The 20,807-nt window shown below is 37.0% G+C and carries 19 protein-coding genes; 10 read left to right on the forward strand and 9 right to left on the reverse strand.

Annotation, left to right across the window (positions count from 1 at the left end; all coding sequences use genetic code 11):
- Positions 1 to 26: 26 nt before the first annotated feature.
- The 4 genes from menB to KW2_RS03385 all read right to left on the reverse strand — a co-directional run bounded on the left by menB (position 27) and on the right by KW2_RS03385 (position 5,032).
- The gene (gene menB, locus KW2_RS03370; protein WP_011675699.1) at positions 27 to 869 is read right to left on the reverse strand and encodes a 1,4-dihydroxy-2-naphthoyl-CoA synthase; all 843 of its coding nucleotides are present in this window, start codon (positions 867 to 869) and stop codon (positions 27 to 29) included.
- A 512-nt stretch (positions 870 to 1,381) separates the two neighbouring features.
- Positions 1,382 to 2,197, reverse strand: coding sequence for a 2-succinyl-6-hydroxy-2,4-cyclohexadiene-1-carboxylate synthase (menH, locus tag KW2_RS03375; protein WP_021036898.1), 816 nt, complete (start codon positions 2,195 to 2,197; stop codon positions 1,382 to 1,384).
- The gene (menD, locus tag KW2_RS03380; RefSeq protein ID WP_021036899.1) at positions 2,187 to 3,851 is read right to left on the reverse strand and encodes a 2-succinyl-5-enolpyruvyl-6-hydroxy-3-cyclohexene-1-carboxylic-acid synthase; all 1,665 of its coding nucleotides are present in this window, start codon (positions 3,849 to 3,851) and stop codon (positions 2,187 to 2,189) included. The genes menH and menD overlap by 11 nt, the downstream gene beginning before the upstream one ends.
- A gap of 41 nt (positions 3,852 to 3,892) precedes the next feature.
- Positions 3,893 to 5,032, reverse strand: coding sequence for an isochorismate synthase (locus KW2_RS03385; RefSeq protein ID WP_041168589.1), 1,140 nt, complete (start codon positions 5,030 to 5,032; stop codon positions 3,893 to 3,895).
- A 264-nt stretch (positions 5,033 to 5,296) separates the two neighbouring features.
- On the opposite strand from KW2_RS03385, the gene KW2_RS03390 reads away from it, so the two are divergent.
- From KW2_RS03390 to KW2_RS03400, 3 genes are all read left to right on the forward strand, one after another.
- Positions 5,297 to 5,878, forward strand: a complete 582-nt coding sequence (locus KW2_RS03390; protein WP_011835598.1) for a GNAT family N-acetyltransferase — start codon at positions 5,297 to 5,299, stop codon at positions 5,876 to 5,878.
- A gap of 6 nt (positions 5,879 to 5,884) precedes the next feature.
- Positions 5,885 to 7,165: a DRTGG domain-containing protein gene (locus tag KW2_RS03395; RefSeq protein WP_011835597.1), complete on the forward strand. Its 1,281-nt coding sequence runs from the start codon at positions 5,885 to 5,887 to the stop codon at positions 7,163 to 7,165.
- Between the two features lie 94 nt (positions 7,166 to 7,259).
- Positions 7,260 to 8,183, forward strand: a complete 924-nt coding sequence (locus KW2_RS03400; RefSeq protein WP_011835596.1) for a DHH family phosphoesterase — start codon at positions 7,260 to 7,262, stop codon at positions 8,181 to 8,183.
- Positions 8,184 to 8,196: 13 nt separating this feature from the next.
- On the opposite strand, the gene KW2_RS03405 is transcribed toward KW2_RS03400, so the two are convergent.
- A complete protein-coding gene (locus KW2_RS03405) occupies positions 8,197 to 8,451 on the reverse strand; it encodes a hypothetical protein (protein WP_021036901.1) in 255 nt (84 codons plus the stop codon).
- Positions 8,452 to 8,491: 40 nt separating this feature from the next.
- Positions 8,492 to 9,460, reverse strand: a complete 969-nt coding sequence (locus KW2_RS03410; protein ID WP_011835594.1) for an asparaginase — start codon at positions 9,458 to 9,460, stop codon at positions 8,492 to 8,494.
- Between the two features lie 194 nt (positions 9,461 to 9,654).
- Between KW2_RS03410 and KW2_RS03415 the strand changes: the two genes are divergently transcribed.
- The 3 genes from KW2_RS03415 (at position 9,655) to KW2_RS03425 (ending at position 13,046) form a co-directional block, all read left to right on the forward strand.
- Complete coding sequence (locus tag KW2_RS03415) at positions 9,655 to 11,043, forward strand: Cof-type HAD-IIB family hydrolase (protein WP_021036903.1); 1,389 nt, start codon at positions 9,655 to 9,657, stop codon at positions 11,041 to 11,043.
- Between the two features lie 86 nt (positions 11,044 to 11,129).
- Positions 11,130 to 11,474 (forward strand): hypothetical protein, encoded by a 345-nt coding sequence (locus KW2_RS03420; RefSeq protein WP_011675709.1) that lies wholly within the window; start codon positions 11,130 to 11,132, stop codon positions 11,472 to 11,474.
- Between the two features lie 60 nt (positions 11,475 to 11,534).
- Positions 11,535 to 13,046 (forward strand): flotillin family protein, encoded by a 1,512-nt coding sequence (locus KW2_RS03425; RefSeq protein WP_021036904.1) that lies wholly within the window; start codon positions 11,535 to 11,537, stop codon positions 13,044 to 13,046.
- Positions 13,047 to 13,084: 38 nt separating this feature from the next.
- Here the strand turns inward: KW2_RS03425 and KW2_RS03430 are convergent, their stop codons facing one another.
- From KW2_RS03430 to KW2_RS03440, 3 genes are all read right to left on the reverse strand, one after another.
- Positions 13,085 to 14,437, reverse strand: a complete 1,353-nt coding sequence (locus KW2_RS03430) for an aspartate kinase (RefSeq protein WP_021036905.1) — start codon at positions 14,435 to 14,437, stop codon at positions 13,085 to 13,087.
- A 221-nt stretch (positions 14,438 to 14,658) separates the two neighbouring features.
- The gene (locus KW2_RS03435) at positions 14,659 to 15,522 is read right to left on the reverse strand and encodes a patatin-like phospholipase family protein (RefSeq protein WP_021036906.1); all 864 of its coding nucleotides are present in this window, start codon (positions 15,520 to 15,522) and stop codon (positions 14,659 to 14,661) included.
- The gene (locus KW2_RS03440; protein ID WP_021036907.1) at positions 15,506 to 15,988 is read right to left on the reverse strand and encodes a MarR family winged helix-turn-helix transcriptional regulator; all 483 of its coding nucleotides are present in this window, start codon (positions 15,986 to 15,988) and stop codon (positions 15,506 to 15,508) included. The genes KW2_RS03435 and KW2_RS03440 overlap by 17 nt, the downstream gene beginning before the upstream one ends.
- 127 nt (positions 15,989 to 16,115) lie before the next feature.
- On the opposite strand from KW2_RS03440, the gene KW2_RS03445 reads away from it, so the two are divergent.
- From KW2_RS03445 to dnaB, 4 genes are all read left to right on the forward strand, one after another.
- A complete protein-coding gene (locus tag KW2_RS03445) occupies positions 16,116 to 16,784 on the forward strand; it encodes an HAD family hydrolase (RefSeq protein WP_041168689.1) in 669 nt (222 codons plus the stop codon).
- Between the two features lie 92 nt (positions 16,785 to 16,876).
- Positions 16,877 to 18,841 carry a DHH family phosphoesterase gene (locus KW2_RS03450; RefSeq protein ID WP_011835587.1) on the forward strand — a complete coding sequence of 655 codons (1,965 nt, stop codon included), beginning with the start codon at positions 16,877 to 16,879 and terminating at the stop codon, positions 18,839 to 18,841.
- Positions 18,838 to 19,290, forward strand: coding sequence for a 50S ribosomal protein L9 (gene rplI, locus KW2_RS03455; RefSeq protein ID WP_021036908.1), 453 nt, complete (start codon positions 18,838 to 18,840; stop codon positions 19,288 to 19,290). Before KW2_RS03450 ends, rplI begins: the two co-directional genes overlap by 4 nt.
- A 5-nt stretch (positions 19,291 to 19,295) precedes the next feature.
- Positions 19,296 to 20,663, forward strand: a complete 1,368-nt coding sequence (dnaB, locus tag KW2_RS03460; RefSeq protein ID WP_021036909.1) for a replicative DNA helicase — start codon at positions 19,296 to 19,298, stop codon at positions 20,661 to 20,663.
- Positions 20,664 to 20,807 lie beyond the last annotated feature (144 nt).

Genomic DNA, 20,807 nt, shown 5'->3' on the forward strand with positions numbered 1-20,807 from the left:
CGCTTTATCAGCAATTTTTCAAAAGTTTATGGGAATTTTGGAAATTGGTCAAAATCAGGTTTGCGTTTTTCTTTGAAAGCGTCGCGCCCTTCTTTGGCTTCATCAGTGGTATAGAACATGAGTGTTGCGTCTCCCGCAAATTGTTGCAGTCCAGCAAGTCCGTCAGTCGCTGCATTCATTGAACCTTTGAGCATACGGAGGGCCATTGGTGAGAGGGCGAGCATTTCTTCGGCCCATTGAACAGTTTCTTCTTCAAGACGGTCAAAAGGTACAACTGTATTGACCATGCCCATGTCCATTGCTTCTTTGGCAGTATATTGACGGCAGAGGAACCAGATTTCACGCGCTTTCTTTTGACCAACCATGGCCGCCAGCAAACCAGCACCATAACCAGCATCAAATGAACCAACACGTGGACCAGTTTGTCCGAATTTAGCATTTTCAGAAGCGATGGTCAAGTCACAAACGATATGTAAAACATGACCTCCGCCGATGGCAAAACCATTGACCATGGCAATAACAGGTTTTGGCGTAATCCGAATCAAATGTTGTAAATCTAAAACATTCAAACGAGGAATTTGGTCTTCACCAACATAACCACCATTTCCACGAACTTTTTGGTCGCCACCAGAACAAAAGGCTTCTTTATCTTCACCTTTGCCATGATTAGCACCGGTTAAAATAATGACACCGACATTTGTGTCATCACGTGCAATACTAAAAGCGTCAATCATTTCAACGACTGTTTTTGGACGAAAAGCATTGCGAACTTCAGGACGATTAATGGTAATCTTAGCAATTCCATTATAAGTTTCATAAATAATATCTTCGTAGTTACGATTGAGGGCAACCCAGTTAAATTTTGACATAATTTCTCCTTTAAGATGTGAGCCCGACCGTTTTGAAGTGAGGAAAAATAGGAAAATTTTAGGTTCTTCACAAAGTGAAGGTTCAAAATTTTATCTTTTTTCATTCACTTCAGAGAGGGTGAACTCAGTTAAAATTAAGATGTGAGGGCGAGCGTTTAGAAGTTATGAAAATTGCCATTTCGACTAACTGCTTTAGCAGTTTAGCGAGAATGGACAGCGTAGCAACTTGTTGCACAGATAGAAAAATGAGGTTCTGGGCATAGCCTAGGTTCCATTTTATCTTTTTTCGTAGTTTTCTAACGCACCAAACTCAGTTAAATAAGATATGGTTTGTTTCATAATTCTGATTAGAACAAACTCACTTACATAAATTATTTTTATTCTAGTTAATTAGATTTCGATTTTACTGACAAATTGCCTGTAAAAACTCATTTATTTGACTAGTGAATGTTGCTGACAAGTGCACGGATGGCACAGGCATCACTTTTCCATTATATCATAAAGCTTTTTGACTAAGCCAAAAATTCCTCTAATATTTTTTGATAAAGGGCAGGATTTTCTAAGTGGATATTATGACCCGAGCCAGCGACGGGAATCCAAGTGACATTAGAATTTGGAGCGAAAATTTCTTTAGCAATTTTTGAATATTTTTCATCTAAATCACCAGAGAGATAGAGAATTTCAGGATTTACTAAAGAAATCTTGTCCCCGATATAATCCAGCTGACCTTGACCTGTTCCCCGCAAAGTTTGGGCAAGAGCTAGTGGTGAATTATTAGCGCGTCGCTGCCAAATTTCTTTTTGAATTTTTATTGACAGTTTTTTTTGTGAGTTAAAAAGTGAAAGATTTCCCCAAAAATTGGCGAACCATTCAGAGCCATTCAGAAGAATTTTCTGAGCCAACTCTTCGTCAGTAAATTGTCTTTTTTCACGGTCACTAATGCTAAAAATTCCAGGTCCTGTTGACTCTAAAATTAATTTTTCAACGGGAGCCGACGGATAGGTCAGACAATAGCGGAGCGCAAGCCGCCCACCCATTGAATAACCCAAAAGTGAAAAAGGTTTTCCGTCAGCAAATTGTGTGAAAAGTAAATGAAGGTCTGACAGTACTTGATCAAGCTTGTAAGGAGCAAGGGTATCGGGTTTTGCTGATGAACCATGACCTAATAAATCAATGGCAACAATCTTGTAACCTGTCAAACTAAGTTTCTGCCAAGTGCTTGAACTTTCGGAAAAACCATGCAATGCAAAAATAATTTTCCCACTTCCCCAAATACTGACAGCATAATCAAGACCCGCAATCGTCATTATTTTTTTATCAATTTTCATAAGCAGTATATTTTTTATGCAAAGCCAAACTTAAATCTTTGTCCGTTTTAATTTCCAAAAGATGAATGCCAGGTTGACGGATAGAAGTTTCAAATTGTTGACCAAAATCAGCATAATTACTGACCAAATGATAATCTAAACCTGTCAATTCAGCCAAGCCCTCAAAATTCAAGCCATGCGGGGTTGAAAAGAGATAATCAAAATTTGGCACGCCTTTTTGCGCTAAATGATGAAAAATTCCGCCACCATCATTATTGAAAAGAACGATTGTCAGATTAAGTTCATGCGTTTTACCAATAATTAGCCCATTTAAGTCATGGAGCATGGACAAATCGCCTGTCAGTAAAACCGTTGGTTTTCCGGTTGTAGCAATACCAAGCGCTGTAGATTCGGTTCCGTCAATGCCATTGACACCACGATTTCCTAAGATTCTGACCTTGGAATCTTCCTTTTTCCACCAATAATCTATATCGCGGATTTCCATACTATTTGAAACAAGAAGTTGAGCGTCAAGTGCTTTCAAATGTTTTTGTAATTCTTGGACGAAACGTCCTTCAAATGGATTTTCTTCCTGAGTCACTTTTTCAAGTTGATGACGCATTTTTTCTTGGGCCTTTTGCCATTTCTCCAAATATGAAAAGTCTTGATTCACTTTTTGGATAGAATTTGCAAAAGTTGCGACATTGGATTGGACCATGATTGTCGTTGTTAAACTTGGATTGCGATAAGCTAAAGCAGGGTCTACTTGAATAAATTCTGCATCGTCATTGAGGGCAATAAATTGTTGTAATCTTTTAGAAACAGGCATCTGACCAAAAAGGAGAATAGACTCCGCTTTTAAGTCAGTTTTCAAGTCATCATTTGCCAAAAAAGCATCATAGCTATCCATGACAAAAGGAGAATTGTGATTTCTAAGATTGGAAAGAGGGTCTGCCAAGATGGGAGCTTTTAAGTGTTCGGCAAGTTTTAAAAGTGACTCTGAATAATTTTCAGCAGAATTGGCTCCTGCCAAAATCAGTGTTTTTGAAGAAAGTAATGCTTCATCAAAAAAGGCGCTTTGTTGTCCTTTAAAGAATTTAAAAGGCAGTTTAGAACGTCCTTTTTCATAGTTTTCACTCTTTAATTCGGGAACTAAAGGGTCGCGCAATGGAACGTTGATTTGAACAGGTCCAGCCATCTGGTCAAGGGCAGATAAAAAGGCGCGTTGAGCCACTTTTCGCGGATAAGTCCAAAAGTTTTTTGCTTGAGGCTGGGGGGCTTCAAGATTTTCAAAATGATTGACGAAATTTCCAAAAAATCTGGTTTGGTCAAGCGTTTGAGGCGCTCCAACAAATTGAAGCTCGGCTGGTCGGTCAGCTGTCAAAATAATGAGTGGGATACGACTCATCTTTGCTTCAGTAATAGCTGGAAAATGATGAGCAGCAGCAGAGCCAGAAGTACAAACCAGCACAACTGGTCGACGATTTGCCTTAGCAATTCCGAGTGCAAAAAAAGCGGCCGAACGTTCATCAATATTGACATAAGTGTCATATTTTTTATATTCTTCAAAAAGCATGGCTAAAGCCGTTGAACGTGAGCCAGGGCTAAAGACAGCTTCACGTACTCCGAGATTGAAAAGTTCATCAACAAAGGGAGCTAAATATTCATTGGTCATGATTGTGTCCTTTTCTAATGGATTGATATTCTAAATAGAAGTCATAAGGCTTCTAAAATCGTTTTTAATTTTACCTTGGTTTCATTAAATTCTTCTAAAGCATCAGAAGATGGAATGATTCCACAGCCAGCATAAGCATAAAGTTTTTGCTCATTTATTAAAGCTGAACGAATGCCAACAATTAATGTTCCGTTGCCTTCATTATCAATCAAACCAAGAGGAGCCGCGTAAAGTCCACGTTCATGCTTTTCATGTTTTCTAAGAAAAGTGAGTGCTTCATGTCGCGGTTCACCTCCTAATGCCGGCGTTGGGTGAAGATGTTTTCCCCAATCAATGAGCGAGCTTTTAGAACTTTTTGCGGTCAATAAGGTCCGAAGATGATAGACATTTTTTAGCTCCATTAAACCCGTCTGACCAACTTTGACCGATTCGGCTTTTTCAAGCAAATTTTTCTTGATTTTTTGGACAACAATCTCATGTTCTAAAAGATTTTTAGGGTCTGTCAGTAATTTTTCGCCCGCATTTTCCATTGTTTTAGGAAAGGTGCCTGCTAAAGCATAGCTCAACAACTGATTGCCATTTTTTTGAACTAAGATTTCTGGTGAGGCACCAAGAAAAATTCTTTGTTCTTTTTGATAAGCAAAAATAAAAGTATTAGGATTATTTTCAAGAAGATTTTGGAGGATACTTTCGAGCTCAAAAGGGCTTTGACTTAGGAATTCAAGTTCTCTGGAAGCTACAATTTTCTTACTTTTTCCGTCAGTAAAATTTTGCGAAATGGCCTGAAAAAGTTCTTCCCAGTCTGAAAAGTCAGAAGGCTTTTCGCTGATTTGGTGCTTAATCTTAGTAAGAGGGATTTCGCTAATATTTTTTGGAGGATCACAAGTGAGATAATAAGAAGTTTTTTTGTTGGCAACAAAATAATGCTTGAAAGCAATCGTTTCGCTCCCAAAATTTTTCCATAGTTCTCCTTTGACATCATCAAAAAAAGTCTGACTGTGGAAAAGATAAGGAATGTCAGATAAATTATCCTTATCAGGGTCAACAGCTCTTAGACGTTCCGCACCAATAACAAACTCTTCTTTTTGTGGGTCAAACCAAAAGAAACGTTCACTTTCTGGAAAATTTGCCCAAAAGGACAATGGGTTTTTTAATATTAAATCGTTTTTTATATATTTCATTTTTTCTACCATAGAAATTATAACATAGCTCACTAAATGAGGGGAGCATTGAGCCCCAAAATTACAAAAGTTCCTTAAATTAAAGAGCTTTTTCTTTCATAGTTTTTCTAACTATTTTTTGACTTCAGGATGAATTGAACTTGTTTTTGCCAAGCATTTGGGGACATGAAAAAATGAAGTCACCCAAAAGGTCATAATTTTCAAATATGGGCTTGCCGAGTGTGGTATAATTAATGAAAGAATATCATCAAAAAAGGGAGCATCATGAATATTTATGTCAAATTGGCCGAGTTCAGGCTTATTGAAACAAGGCGACTCATCTTGCGTCCTTTTGTGCTGAGCGATGCCGAGGAGATGTTTGCTTATTCTGGAAATCCTGAGAATCTCAAATTTGTTTTTGCGCCACATCTTTCTCTTGAAGAAACTCGCTTTGCGATTGCCAACAATTATATGAAAAATCCCTTAGGAAAATGGGCAATTGAATTGAAAGCAGAACATAAACTGATTGGTGATATTCATTTTGTGAAAATTTCTGAAAAAAATCAGTCAGCAGAGATTGGTTATGTTTTGAATCAAAATTATTGGAATCAAGGATTACTGACAGAAGCCTTAAAAGTACTGACAGAATTTTCTTTTGAACAATTTGCACTGAAAAAGTTAGAATTATTGATTGATAAAGAAAATCCAGCTTCAAAAAAAGTTGCCCTTAAATCAGGCTATCAAATGGTCAAAAAATTTAAAGGAAGCAACCAATATAGTGCAAAAATAAGAAATTTTGAACAGTATGAGCAAAGAAAAAATGACTATGAAATTTATCGAAAAAAATCAGAGATTGGGGAAATTTGAGATTTTATGTCAAAGCATGAAGAGATATTAAGTTATATTGAAGGGTTAGAAATTGGCAAACAAGTCAGTGTTCGTGGGATTGCCAATCGTATGAAAGTCGCTGATGGAACGGCATATCGTGCGATAAAAGAGGCAGAAACACTTGGCTTAGTTGCTGTTAATGACCGTTCGGGAACTGTTAGAGTAGCAGTTAAAGGCCAAAAAGTTGCCAATCGTTTGACCTTTGGTAAGTTGGCAGAAGTAGCGAATGCGGACGTTTTGGGAGGACTTGCCGGTTTAGAAGTTGAATTCAGTAAATTTGTCATTTCGGCAATGCAAAGAGAATCCTTTAAACGCTATCTATCGCCCAATGGCTTAGTGATTGTCGGGGACCGAAAAGAAATTCAAAATTTAGCTTTAAGAGAACAAAATGCCGTTTTAGTGACAGGGGGCTTTGATGTCGACCAAGAGGTTGTGGATTATGCTAATCAGTTAGGAATACCCCTTTTACGAACTTCTTATGATACTTTTACAGTGGCCAATCGGATTAGTCATGCTTTAGCCAATGAACTCATCAAAAAAGATGTCATTACTGTTGGAGATGTGTTTCATCAAAAAAGAGCAACTTTACGAGAAGAAGATACCGTAAAAGATTTTTTGGATTTAGTGAAAAAAACGAATGATAGTCGTTTTGCCGTGGTTAATCCCTATAATGTAGTAGTTGGGGTCATTGCCATGCGTGATGTCACTAATAAAAAAAATGATACACCCTTAAATAAAGTAATGACTCGAGCAAATGTTGCTAGAGCAAGCATGACTGTGGCTAGCGTTTCGCAAAAAATGATATATGAAGGCTATGATATGATGCCTGTCGTCTATGAAAATTATTCTTATGCGGGGATTATTACAAAATCAGACCTTCTGCAAAGTCTTCAAAAAGCTCAAGAAGAGAGTCAAGTGGCCCATACTTTCAGTGATAATATTGCCAACTGTCTGGTAGAAAAAGGTTCGGCTTATACTTTGACTGTTGAACCATTTATGATTAATAGTGTGGGAACGATTGCGAATGGTGTTTTTGCAGAACTCATCAGCCAAGTGGTTCAACGGGTCTTTACCAAAAGACGCCGTCGTAATATTATCATTGAATCCTTAAACATGCACATGATGGGGGCTGCGGCGATTGACAATGTCTTGGAAATTTATCCTAAGGTAATTGGAGAAACACGAATTGGAGCAATGGTCGACTGTGAAATCTACCACGTCAATAATATCGTTGCCAAAGTTTTAGTTAATGTCCAATTAACCTAAAAATTACTGACAGAATTGTCAGTTTTGCTGTCCATTCCATTAGTTATAGACTTAAAACTTATTTTTCATTTGATAGATTAAAAAAGGGGAAAAAATGAACGAAATTTTAGAAAAAATTAAAGCCTATGAGATAATTCTCATTCACAGACATAAAAATCCAGATCCAGATGCTATTGGTTCCCAGGCAGGATTGCGGGCTATTTTAAGAGAAAATTTTCCAGAAAAAAGAATTTATGCGGTCGGTTATGATGAACCAACCTTAACCTATTTGGCCGAAATGGATACGATTGAACTTAGAGAAGATGAAAAATACTTATCTATCGTTTGTGACACAGCAAATACACCAAGAATTGATGATGAACGCTATCAAAAATCTGATTTTTTGATTAAAATTGACCATCATCCGAATGACGATGCCTATGGCGATTTATTATTAGTTGAGCCGGAACGAAGCTCAGCATCAGAAATTGTTGCTGATTTTGCATTTGAAAATGGTCTAAATTTGAATAAGGAAGCTGCGCGTCTCCTTTATGCCGGAATTATTGGAGATACTGGACGTTTCTTATATCCAGCAACTTCGCCCAATACTTTAAAAGTAGCTTCAAAACTTGCTGAATATCCCTTTGACCGCCCAGCTTTAGGACGTGAAATGTCGTCATTTGATATGAAAGTTGCCCGTTTGCAAGGTTTTGTTTATGAAAATATGGAAGTTTCAGAAAATGGAGCTGCTCGAGTTTTATTAACTCAAGAAATTTTGAAAAAATTTGATTTACGCGACGCTGAAACTTCAAGTATTGTTTCGACACCAGGAAATATTCGAGGAATTGAATCATGGGCAATCTTTGTCGAGCAAGCCGACGGACATTTCCGAGTGAGAATGCGTTCAAAAGTGACACCGATTAATGAAATTGCTAAAAGACATGACGGTGGAGGACATGCTTTAGCCTCAGGTGCCAATTCATATTCTTTAGAAGAAAACCAACAAATTTGGCAAGAGTTACAAGATAACTTGAAATAAATCTACTGACAGTTTAAAGCGATTGAATAATGAGCTTTAAATCGGCAAATAAAGGAATTGTCAGCAGAGCTGACGATTCTGTCAGTAGCGATTGAATAATGAGCTTTAAATCGGCAAATAAAGGAATTGTCAGCAGAGCTGACGATTCTGTCAGTAGCGATTGAATAATGAGCTTTAAATCGGCAAATAAAGGAATTGTCAACAGAGCTGACGATTCTGTCAGTAGCGATTGAATAAAGAGCTTTAAATCGGCAAATAAAAGAATCATCAGTCAGCTGATGATTCTTTCTTTTGTCAGTAATTTTTATTTAATTTTCCAAAAAAGGACGTAATTCTGATAAATTTTTCAAACCAGCATTTAAGGCAATAATCAATTTAATTCGTGCCTTTTGAGAATTCACTTCGTCAGCAAACATCACGCCAGCTTCGTAAAGTTGTGAACCGCCACCCTGATAAGAATAGACTGGTTCGGCAATCCCATTGAAACAACGAGAAACAAGAACAACAGGAACCTTAGCGTCCAAGAGTCTTTGCAGTGATTGGCTAGCAATAGGTGGGAGATTTCCAGCACCTAATGCTTCAATGACAATTCCGTCTAACTTCTCTAAATCTAATAAATCTAAAATTTCACCAGTCATTCCGGCAAAAGCCTTGACGATCGGTACATTTCCATGAACTGTTGCCACATCCAAATGTTGATTTTCACTATCTTTGTGGAAATAGATAATTTTATTTTTGGTCAGTAAACCGACAGGACCATGCGTCGGAGTTTGGAAAGTTGACACGTTAGTCGTGTGCGTTTTAGTGACATAACGAGCGGAATGAATTTCGTCATTCATTACCACAAGTACCCCACGGTCACTTGAATTACTGTCAGCAGCAACACGAATGGCTGTCAGTAAATTATAAATTCCGTCAGTCCCCAATTCATTACTTGAGCGCATAGCACCTGTTAGGACAATCGGTTTGCCACGAGAAAGAGTCGTATCAAGGAAAAAGGCTGTTTCTTCAAGGGTGTCAGTTCCATGAGTAATCACCACACCATCAAAATTCTCAGAAATAAATGCCTTTTTAATTCTATTTTTTAAAACCAACATATCTGTTAAAGTAACATGAGGGCTTGGAAGATTAAAAATATCTTCTGTTACCAAGTCGATTTCATCAAATTGCATATTCACAGCATTCATTGGATTTGTTGCATTTGGGGAAACATGACCATTTTCATCTTCCGCCATCGAAATTGTTCCACCAGTGTGGAGAATTAAGATTTTTTTCATCATTATTCCCTTATCTATCTATAATAAACAAAATTTAAATATAAAAATTTATAGACTTCATATAAAAGCCAGCACTAGCATTATATCAAAATTTACTCCAGAAAAAAATAACTAATAAATGAAATAGATTTAAAATTACTGTATAATTTAGATAATAAATGAAAGCTGTATCAAAGCTAGAAAAGATTTGAGAGATGGATATAAAAGCAGTATTTTTTGATTTAGATGGAACCCTATTTACTTCAACCCGTGGAGTAGCAACGAGTACCCGCAAAGCCATACAAGAGCTTCGCCAAAAAGATATTTTTGTTGGAATTGCCACAGGACGTGGGCCTGCTTTTGTGATGCCTTTGCTAGAGGATTTAGACTTAGACTTTGCAGTCACTTATAATGGTCAGTATATATTCACCCCCAAAGAAGTCATTTTCCAAAATCCTTTAGAACAAAAAACCTTAAAGAAATTAATGGATTATGCGACAGAAAATCATTCGGATATCTCTTTAGGGACGGCACATGGTGTGAACGGTTCAGGCTTGTTAAAGTTTGGAGAAACGCGGCTAGCAAGCTTTCTATCAGGAGTCTTGCCCTCTGGAACATCCGGAGTCGCTAGAAACAGTTTCAAACATGTCATTCGCCGCGTTTTACCACAAAATTCAAAACTGGCGGATAACGAAGAAGAATTTATATATCAGGCTATGATGGTAGCTACAAGAAATGAAACAGCTCGTTTGCAAGAAGCCTTTCCAGAACTTTTGGTTACCAGAAGTAATCCCTATTCTGTTGATTTAATTTCGGAATCAGGAGGAAAATTGCCAGGGATTCAGCGCTTAGGCGAACGCTTTGGTTTTAACTTAGAACAAGTGATGTGTTTTGGTGATTCTGAAAATGATTTGACAATGATTTCTGGTGTGGGTTATGGGATTGCTATGGGGAATGCTGTAGCCGAGGTAAAAAAAGTTGCGACTTATGTTACGGATACCAATAACCAAGATGGAATTGCTAAAGCTCTTGCCTACCATGGTTTAATTCATTATTCAGTTGAAAAAGATTTTGTATCAAAAGATCAAAATTTTAATAAAGTTAAAGATTTCCATCGTCTAATGGATGGCAAAACACAAGAAGTTCCAAGAGCTTTTCCGCCAACAGAAGCAGGATTCCGTGCTGATTTTAAAGTTGAAGAGATTGTTGAGTTTCTCTATGCTTCCGCTGATGGAAATCAAGAAAAATTCACAGAATTAGTCGAAAATTTACACCAAGCAGTGGACAAAGCGGCAGATAAGGTCAAGTCGAAAGAACACAAAGAAGACAGCTTAACTGGACAAGTAGATGCGATGATTGATTTACTTTATTTCACTTATGGCTCGCTCGTCCTTTCTGGAATTGACCCTTATGAAATTTTTAATGCTGTCCATCAAGCAAATATGGGTAAAATTTTCCCAGATGGCCGTCCACATTTTGACCCAGTGACCCATAAGGTCTTGAAGCCGGAAGATTGGGAAGAAAAATTTGCTCCAGAAGGAAAAATAAAAAAAGAGCTTGAACGGCAAAAAAGAGTCGCTGCGAAAAAACATAAAACTAAATAAATAGGTAATTTACACTAACAATAGGCATTATAAAATGTTATAATATTAATAAAGTGTAACAAAACGCTTTCAAGGAGAATAAGACTATGATTTTTATTATTATTACTTTGGTTATAATTGTACTCATTATCCTATTGACGGTCTTATTACTTCCAGGAATGGCCTTCTTCAATAAAGTATCCGATCAGAAATATAATGCTGATGAAAAAGATTTACTGACAGGAATTTTGACAACGGCAATCAGTTCAAAAGAAGCAACAGGTGAAGTCATGACAACCTTTGTCAATGAATCCCGTAAGACGATGCCAGCAAAAATTTATTTATCGTCAAAAGATAAGATTGATCAGATAGAACAAGGTGCAGAAGTTTTAATTATTGAAAGTAAGTCTGGAATTGCTTATGTTATTCCTTATAAACAAACGATTTTTTAGCAATCAATAACTTTAAAAATTGCTGGAATAAATAAAAATTTATTATCTAAAGGAGAAATTATGCCACTACTTTACATTTTGGCAATTGCAGTGATTGTTATTATCCTGATATTGTTAGGAATTATCGCTGCCAATTACAAAAAATCTGGACCTCAAGCAGCTCTTATCGTTTATGGTTCTGGCCTAGGTTCAAAAGGAGTCAATAAAGACTCACAAGGCAATCGCTTGAAAGTCGTTCGGGGTTCTGGAACATTTGTTTTACCCATTTTCCAAAATGCCCGATACCTCAGTCTGCAATCTGCTGCGATTGACATTAAAACCGAAAAAGTGCTATCAAAAGATAAAATTCCAGTAACGGTTGAAGCCACAGCAATGATTAAAGTAGGTTCGACTTTGCAGGATATTGCGACGGCTGCCGAGCAATTTTTAGGTAAAAGAGATGAACAACGTGACGCTATGGCCGACCAAGTACTTCGCGGACATCTTCGGGCAATTGTCGGAACAATGACAGTTTCTGAATTAATTGAAGACCGTAATAAGTTTTCAGGAGAGGTTCAGGGCCAAGCTGGTACTGACTTATCAAAAATGGGACTTTCAATTGTTTCGTTCGTTATCAATGACATTCGTGATGACCAAAACTACATCAAAGCATTGGGTGCTAAAGAAGTAGCCCGTGTTCAACAAGAAGCAGCGATTGCCGTAGCTAATGCGGATAAGGAAACGCGGATTCAAAAAGCAGCAGCTGACCAAGATGCTCAAAAAGCCGAAGCTCTTGCTGCTACACAAGTTGCCAATGCGCAAAAGGAAAAAGCAATCAGTCTTGCCCACTATGAGCAAGAACAATCGATTGCTGCAGCCGAAGCCAAAGCACAAGCTGACCAAGCTCAAGCCTCTGCTGACCAAGCTTATGCCATTCAAGAAGCGATTTCTAAAAAAGAAACAACCGAAGCAGAAATGCAGGTTGAATTAATTAAGAAACAAAGAGAAACGGACTTAGAAACACAAGAAGTACTCCGTAAAGCTCAAGAAAATGAAGCTAATGTCGTTAAAGCAGCGGAAGCAGCTAAGGCTGCTCAAATTGCTAAAGCTGAAGCTGACGCTCGTGAGCGTGAAGTCAGAGCTCAAGCCGAAGCGGCAGCCATTGAAGCGACTGCTAAAGCAACCGCGAAACAACGTGAAGTGACTGCCTTAGCTGAAGCCACAGCCATTGAAGCTACCGGGAAAGCTGAGGCTGAGGCTATTCGTCTTAAAGGTCTTGCCGAAGCGGAAGCGATTGATAAAAAAGCGGAAGCAATGCTAAAAATGAATGATGCAGCCAAATTGAACATGGCACTCGAAATTCTCCCAGATGTTGTTGCTAGCGTCTCAAGCAATCTTCAAGCTGTTGATTCAATCAATATCTATGGTGGCGAAGGTTCTTCAAAAATTCTCGGAATGTCACAAGAAAGTTTAAAACAAGGACTTGATGTCTTAGGAACGATGGGAATTGATGTGCCTGATTTACTAAATAATTTTTCTAATCGTGTAACTTCCAATGAGAAATTGGAAACTGTGGAAAAAATAAACGAATAAAAAAATAGCTCTTAGAGCTATTTTTTTTATTTAAATAATTAATCAAAAAAGGCTGAATAAATGGCTTTCAATGCCTCTTGCTCATATTTTTCTTTGACAATAAACATCACAGAAACTTCACTTGAACCTTGGGAAAGCATTGCAATAGAGATACCTTGCTTAGAAAGTGCAGCAGTAGCCCTGGCTGTGACACCGACATGTTCTTTCATGTCTTCACCTACAATGGTAATAATTGAGAAATCACGGTCAATATAAACTTCATCAGGATGAAGGGACTCGGTGAGATTTGAAATTAAGGCTTTGGAAATAGGTTGAGTCAAATAACGACTTCTAATAATGATAGACATGTCATCAATTCCTGTGGGCATATGTTCAAAACGAACACCTAAATTTTCCAAAACGGAAAGCACCTTTCGTCCAAATCCTACTTCGCGGTTCATCAGATATTTACTGACATAAAGAGAAGAGAAGGCGCTAGATGAAGCAATTCCGACTACGGGAGAACCTTTTGTTTCCCTTTGCACGACAATTTTTGTACCTGGATGCTCAGGATTATTCGTATTTTTAATAACCAGAGGGACACGGGCACGATAAGCAGGGACAAGGGCCTCATCATGCAAGACAGAAAAACCAGAATAAGCCAACTCCCGCATTTCACGATAAGTTAATTCAGCGATATAAGCTGGATTTTTTACGATTCCGGGATGCGCGGCAAAAATTCCATTGACATCTGTGAAATTTTCATAAAGTTCAGCTCTCACACCAGCTGCAATAATTGAGCCAGTAATGTCAGAACCCCCACGAGAAAAAGTACAGACTTCGCCTTCCTTGGTAACGCCAAAAAATCCGGGAATAATTAGGGTTTCTTCAAGGTCATTAAGATACTTGATATGTTCATAAGCCCCTCCAAGTAAGCGAGCATTTCCTGGGTCAGAAGATACAGTGATTCCAGCATCTGATGGATGAACATATCGACTTGGTAAGCCAGAATGAGTAAAGAAGTCAGCAATTAATTTAGCGTTATTATTTTCTCCAGCAGCTAAAAAAGTGTCATAAGTAAAGACGTTCTCCAAATCTAAATGAGCTAAGTTGTGGATATTGTCCGCAATTTCATCAATGACAGAACTTTTTAGCTCAAGTTCATCATAGATTTCACGAAATCTTGCAATAATCCAATTTTGATAATATTGAATTCCTTTATCATCGGCTGTTTTGTAAGCTTTATAATAAGAAATTAAAGCATCAGTAACTTTAGTATCAGCCCCCGAACGTTTTCCTGGTGCAGAAACAACAATAAATTTTCTTAATTTATCCGCTTGGACAATATCAAAAACTCTTTTGATCTGAGTAGCTGATGCGAGTGATGAACCCCCAAATTTTGCAACTTTCACTTAAAATTACCTTCCCTTCAAGATTAAATTAAATTATAAATTGATTTATTATAGCTAATTTTCAGATAATTTTCAATAAATAACTCATTTTATTTTGGAGAGTATTCAATAAATAAGCGATGTTGCACGATTAAATAAAAAACTTACATTTAGAAAAATTCCAAAGTAAGTTTCCCTTAGAAGATAGCATGAAAATGCTGACTATGAATTCATAAAAATTATCACCAATTCTTTTTAATAAAAGGAGCATCAGCACGTCCTTGTTCACGGGCAGCTTCAGCAACAGTAGGACGCATTTTTGCTTCTACGGTATTATAATGAAAAGCTTTTAAAATATTCATAACTTTTTCTGATGGGAGAACTAAAGTGGTTTGCGTTCCTTTTTCTTCCAGTTGAGTGAGTAACTCATCCAGTTTGTAAGGAACCGCCACAGGTAAACCAGTAGAAAGCACTATCATTTTATCAGCATCGTTGACAAGGTCAGGATTTTCCATTGAGAAAGAACCGCCATCAAAAAAGTGTTTTCCATTGATTTCGACTGAAGGCCAGACACCTTGTAAAGCAGCACTTGCTTGTAAGGCTGTATAGATATCCACATTTGAAGTTTCATCAAAAACTTTTCGATTGATGTCTTCAATGCTGGTTGCTACAATTCGCAATTTATTATTCCAAGAAGCTTGACCTGAACCATAACGTTCTTTTAGCATGTCTAAACGTTCTTGATTAGTGATAAAAGCTTTTGTTTGTTTAGAAATTTCGGCCTCAGCAGTGATCCATTCTTCGGCTGAATGAGCAGTTTGTGCAATATTTTCAAAGGTTTTGAAAAGCTCTCCCATTTTTTCATCAGAAATTGGAGTGATTTCAGTAATCTCTTTTTCAATTTGCTCTTTCCAGATTAAGTCCCAATCTTTATCAGAAGTAACGATAACGCTGGCTTGTGAGCCAGCAGAAGTCCCAACAAAAATATCAGCTTCTCTGATTGGTAGTCCTCCCTCTTCCAAACCTCTCAAATAACCTAGTTCCCAAGCGATACCAAAATGTCCTCCACCACCTAATACAATGGCTTTTTTATTTTTTTTCATCATTTTTTCTTTTTTCCTTTTCATAAATTTGATTTGCTTTTTGTGTCATTTGATTCAAAACTTTAAAAGCAATTTCTTTCTCTTTAGGATCAATTCCTTCTGAGAGTAAGTTTTCTCTTTCTTTTGTCATTTCTTCAATCTGACTTTGAATGGCTCTGGCTTTTTTGGTCAGTGAAACACGGTAAGCTCGTTTATCATGTTCGTCCCGAACTCTCACTACATATTCTTTTTCAATCAAGCTTCTAATTGCCCGATGTACGCTTGATTTATCAATGCTCAAATCATCAGTGATTTGTTCTTGACTTTGATTGTCCTTGATATATAAAGAAATCAAACAAAGTAATTGAATGTAATTGATTCCAAAAGGGAGAAGACGTTTTGTAAAATAAATATAACCTCTGCGATAAATCTCAGAAGAAAGCTTTCCGATAAACTGTACTCCTTGATATTCATATTGATTATCTTTCATTTATAACCTCCATCTCAATATAATATAGCTAAAATTAGTTGTCTTGTCAACTGTTTTATTCAACTCTTAAAATGTCTTTTGACGGAGTCTATTGAACCATGCTTATGGACTGTGTTATAATGGTTTTATGAAATTTAAAGCAGTGATTTTTGATATGGATGGTGTCCTTGTGGACACTGAACGCTATTATTTACAACGCCGAGAAGAATTTTTTGGCGGACACGGGATTTCAATCAATCATTTAAGCCCGAGTGATTTTATTGGGGGAAATATGAAAGATATTTGGCCTCGGATTTTGCGTGACGACTTTGATGAACAAGCGGCTGGTAAGTTGCAAGCCGATTATGAGGATTTTAAAATCAATCACCCGATGCCCTATGCAGAACTTTTATTTCCTGATGTCCAAGAAATTCTAACTTTTTTGCGTCAAAAAGAAGTGAAAATTGCCCTTGCTTCAAGCTCGTCAATGCTTGATATTAATCAAATGTTGGATACTCATCAGCTTCGTTCTTATTTTGATGTCATCCTTTCAGGAAATGACTTTAAAGAAACTAAGCCAAATCCAGAAATTTATCTGACCGCAATGTCAGAATTAGGAGTAGAAGCTACAGAAAGCTTGATTATTGAAGACTCTGAAAAAGGAATTCAGGCAGGTAAATCAGCTGATGCAACTGTTTGGGCCATTGAAGATAAACGTTTTGGAATGAACCAAGATAAAGCTGACATGAAAGTTGAATCACTGACAGCCATTCAAAAATTACTGACAGCTTCGTCAGTAAAAATGATGAATGTTTAATAAAAAATTATAAGAGAAAAATCACTGACAATCGGTGATTCTTTAAGTTTTTTCTGTCCTATGTTAAAATAGAGGAATATAGGAGTAATATTATGAATTTTGTCCGTCGGTTTTCACCGCTTGCTATTATTGTCATAATGGTTATTGTTCAAATCATTGAAACCATAGTTGTCCATGCTTCAGCAACTCGTTGGTCAATCTTGGTTTATTTGTTGATTTTGAATATTGTGATTACGCTCATCTTACTATCTCAAACCCGAAATTATCAGTTGCGCCGTCAAGATTTTATTCGTAAAATCAATGATGAAGCAGAAAATTCACTTAATGCTACTTTGGATAATATGCCAATTGGAGTCATTCGTTTCAATAATGAAACCTTCGAGCCTGAATGGTTTAATCCCTTTATTGATATGATTTTTAAAGGGAATGACAAAGTAATTAATCGTGATGATATTAAAAAAATATTAAAAAATGCAAGTGATGACCAATATATCACTATTGGTAAGCAAAAATATGTTGCAGAACTTGATTCTGATAAAAACCTTATTTATTTAATTGATGCCACAAAAGAAGTTGCTTTTAAATCAGAATTTAATGACAGTCGTGCAGTTATTGGTGCGATTTCAGTTGATAATTATGATGATGCAACTGATTTGATTACTGATAGTGGTCGAACAGCGATTAATAGTTTTATCGCATCATTTTTAGAAGAATTTGCTGACAAGTATGGAATTTATCTCCGTCGAATAAACAGCAGTCGCCATTATTTTTTCTGTGATTATCGTATTCTTGAAAAAATGATTAATGATAAATTCGCTGTTCTCAAAGAATTTAGAGAACTTTCAGCTCAAAAAGAAATTCCGTTGACACTTTCTATCGGTGTGGCTTATGGTTGGAATGATTTTCCTACCATCGGAAAAGTTGCCCTCAATAACCTTGAGTTGGCTCAAGTACGCGGTGGTGACCAGGTTGTTTTGCGTGAAAATACACCGCAGGCTCGTCCAGTTTATTTTGGGGGAAATTCAGAAAGTAGAACTCAAAAAAGTAGAACAAGAGCACGGGCTATCTCAACTGCCCTTCGGACAATCATTGCTGAGTCAGAAGACGTTTTTATCGTGGGTCATCGATTTACAGATATGGACGCTTTAGGGGCAGCAGTGGCAATGAAGGCTTTTGCTAATATGTCAGGGAAAGAAGCCTTTGTGGTTTATGACCCTGAGCAATTATTGCCAGATGTTGAACGTGCAATTAATAAAATGAATGAATCTTCTGATGGATTTACACATATCGTTCGATTAGAAACCGCTCAAAAGCTCAAGAAAAAAGATTCGTTACTTATTATGGTTGACCACTCTAAAACCAGTCAAACCTTAAATCTAGATTTTTATAAATCTTTTGAAAAATTAGTGGTGATTGACCACCATAGACGTGATGATGATTTTCCAGAACATGCCCTACTTTCATATATTGAATCATCAGCAAGTTCTGCCAGTGAATTGACAGTTGAAATTCTGCAATTTCATGATAATAATCAAAGAAAAATGTCAACAATTGAAGCAAGTATTGTTCTTGCTGGGATTGAACTGGACACAAAAAACTTTACAAAAGCAACAACTGAAAGAACCTTTGAAGCAGCGGCTTATTTACGTTCAAGAGGTTCAGACAATGATCTGATTAAGATGATTATGGCAACTGATTTTGAAAAATACAAAAAGACAAATGAAATCGTGCTTAATTCACAAATAATTTTACCTGGCATTGCTCTAGGCATTGGACTTAAAGAGGAAAAATATGATAATATAGCAACAGCTAAAGCCGCTGACACATTGCTAGACATGGCGGGAATCACCGCAGCATTTACAATTACTCAACATACAAATGGATATATTTCAATCTCAGCCCGTTCTCGTAATGGATTTAATGTCCAAACAATAATGGAACAAATGGGTGGTGGTGGACATTTTAACAATGCCGCGACACAGATTTATGAAAAGAATATTCAGGAAGTACAAGATGATTTAATTGAAATATTAAAAGAAAGAGAAAATGAAAAATGAAAGTTGTATTCTTAGAAGACGTTAAAGGACAAGGAAAAAAAGGTCAAATTAAAGAAGTACCGACTGGCTACGCTCAAAATTTCTTGATTAAGAAAAATTTGGCAAAAGTAGCAACAGCAGCAGCTCTTTCTGAAGTCAAAGGACAAGCGAAAGCTAAAGAAAAAGAAGAAGCTGAACTTTTAGCGGAAGCTAAAGCTCTTAAAGAAGTGCTTGAAAAAGATGAAACTGTTGTTGAAATCAAGATGAAAGTTGGACAAACCGGTCATACTTTTGGTGCGGTTGATAAAGCAGATATTGCTAAAGCATTGAAAAGTCAATTTGGTCTAAAATTGGACAAACGCAAAATTCAATTGATTAACAAAATTCAAGCATTGGGAACAAAAGACGTACCAGTAAAACTTCACCGTGATGTGACAGCCGTGGTTAAAGTCAAAATAAGCGAGGCCTAAAATAGATGCCCGAAATTGATTTAATAAAAGCCCCGCCTCAAGACCTAGCTGCTGAGCAGGCCGTTCTTGGGGCTGTTTTTTTAGATAGTGAACGATTAGTCGAAATTAAAGAATTTCTAAGTTCGGATGATTTTTATAAGAATGCTCATAAAATTATTTTTCGAACAATGGAAAAATTGTCTGATGCTCGTGAAGCAATTGACGTTCTAACCATTCGTTCACATCTTGAAAATCAAGGAGAATTAGAAGCGATTGGTGGAATAGCCTATATTGCTGAACTAGCAACGGCGACACCGACAGCAGCAAATGCGGCCTACTATGCTAAAATTGTTGCCGAAAAATCACTTCTCCGCCAATTAATTAATCGTTTGACCGAATCAGTCGAAAAAGCCTATGAGCAAGATTCGCCAGCGGATGATATTTTAGCTCAAGCAGAAAAAAGTTTGATTGATGTCCAACAAGGACGCAATACAAATGGTTTCAAAAAAATATCTGATGTCTTAGCCATTCACATGGATGACCTTGAGCAAAAAGCACAGCAGAAATCAAATATTACAGGGATTGCTACTGGATATCCTGCTTTAGATAATATGACTACGGGGCTCCATGAAGAAGAATTAATCATTCTAGCAGCCCGTCCTGCTGTTGGTAAAACAGCCTTTGCCTTAAATATTGCGCAAAATATTGGGACAAAACAAGACCGGACCGTTGCTATTTTCTCACTGGAAATGGGTGCAGAAAGTCTTGTGAGTCGGATGATTGCTGCCGAAGGTTCAATTGATTCACACAGCTTACGTACTGGGCAACTCAATGATCAAGAGTGGAATGACTACTTTATGGCAACCGGAACATTGTCTCGGGCCAGTATTTATATTGATGATACACCAGGGATAAAGATTTCAGAAATTCGAGCGCGTTCGAGAAAATTAGCTCAAGAAACAGGAAATCTTGGTTTGATTGTTATTGACTACTTACAATTGATTTCTGGAACAGGACGAGAAAATCGGCAACAAGAAGTCTCTGAAATTTCTCGTCAGTTGAAAATTTTAGCTAAAGAACTAAAAGTCCCCGTAATCGCTCTATCACAGCTCTCACGTGGTGTTGAGCAGCGTCAGGATAAACGACCTGTTTTGTCCGATATTCGTGAATCTGGATCAATCGAGCAAGATGCTGATATTGTAGCCTTCCTTTATCGCGATGATTATTATGAACGTGGCAATGGGGAAGATGAAGACGGTGAAGAAATTTTAGAAGATAATAAAGTTGAAGTAATTATTGAAAAAAACCGTTCAGGAAGCCGTGGAACAGTTGAATTACTCTTTATTAAAGAGCATAATAAATTTGCAAGTATTGATAACCGATATGGCGACTAGATTTTTTTTAGTGTTTCGTGTTATAATATGATTAATTGTCTAATTCTGTTTATAAATATAAGCGAAGTATAAAAAATACAAGCTTTATGTTCTCTTATATTATGAAAACTTAGCAGATATACAGTTCCTTAGATTAGAAAAAGA

The organism is Lactococcus cremoris subsp. cremoris KW2 (genome assembly GCF_000468955.1).
In the GTDB taxonomy this organism is placed as follows: Bacteria; Bacillota; Bacilli; order Lactobacillales; family Streptococcaceae; genus Lactococcus; species Lactococcus cremoris.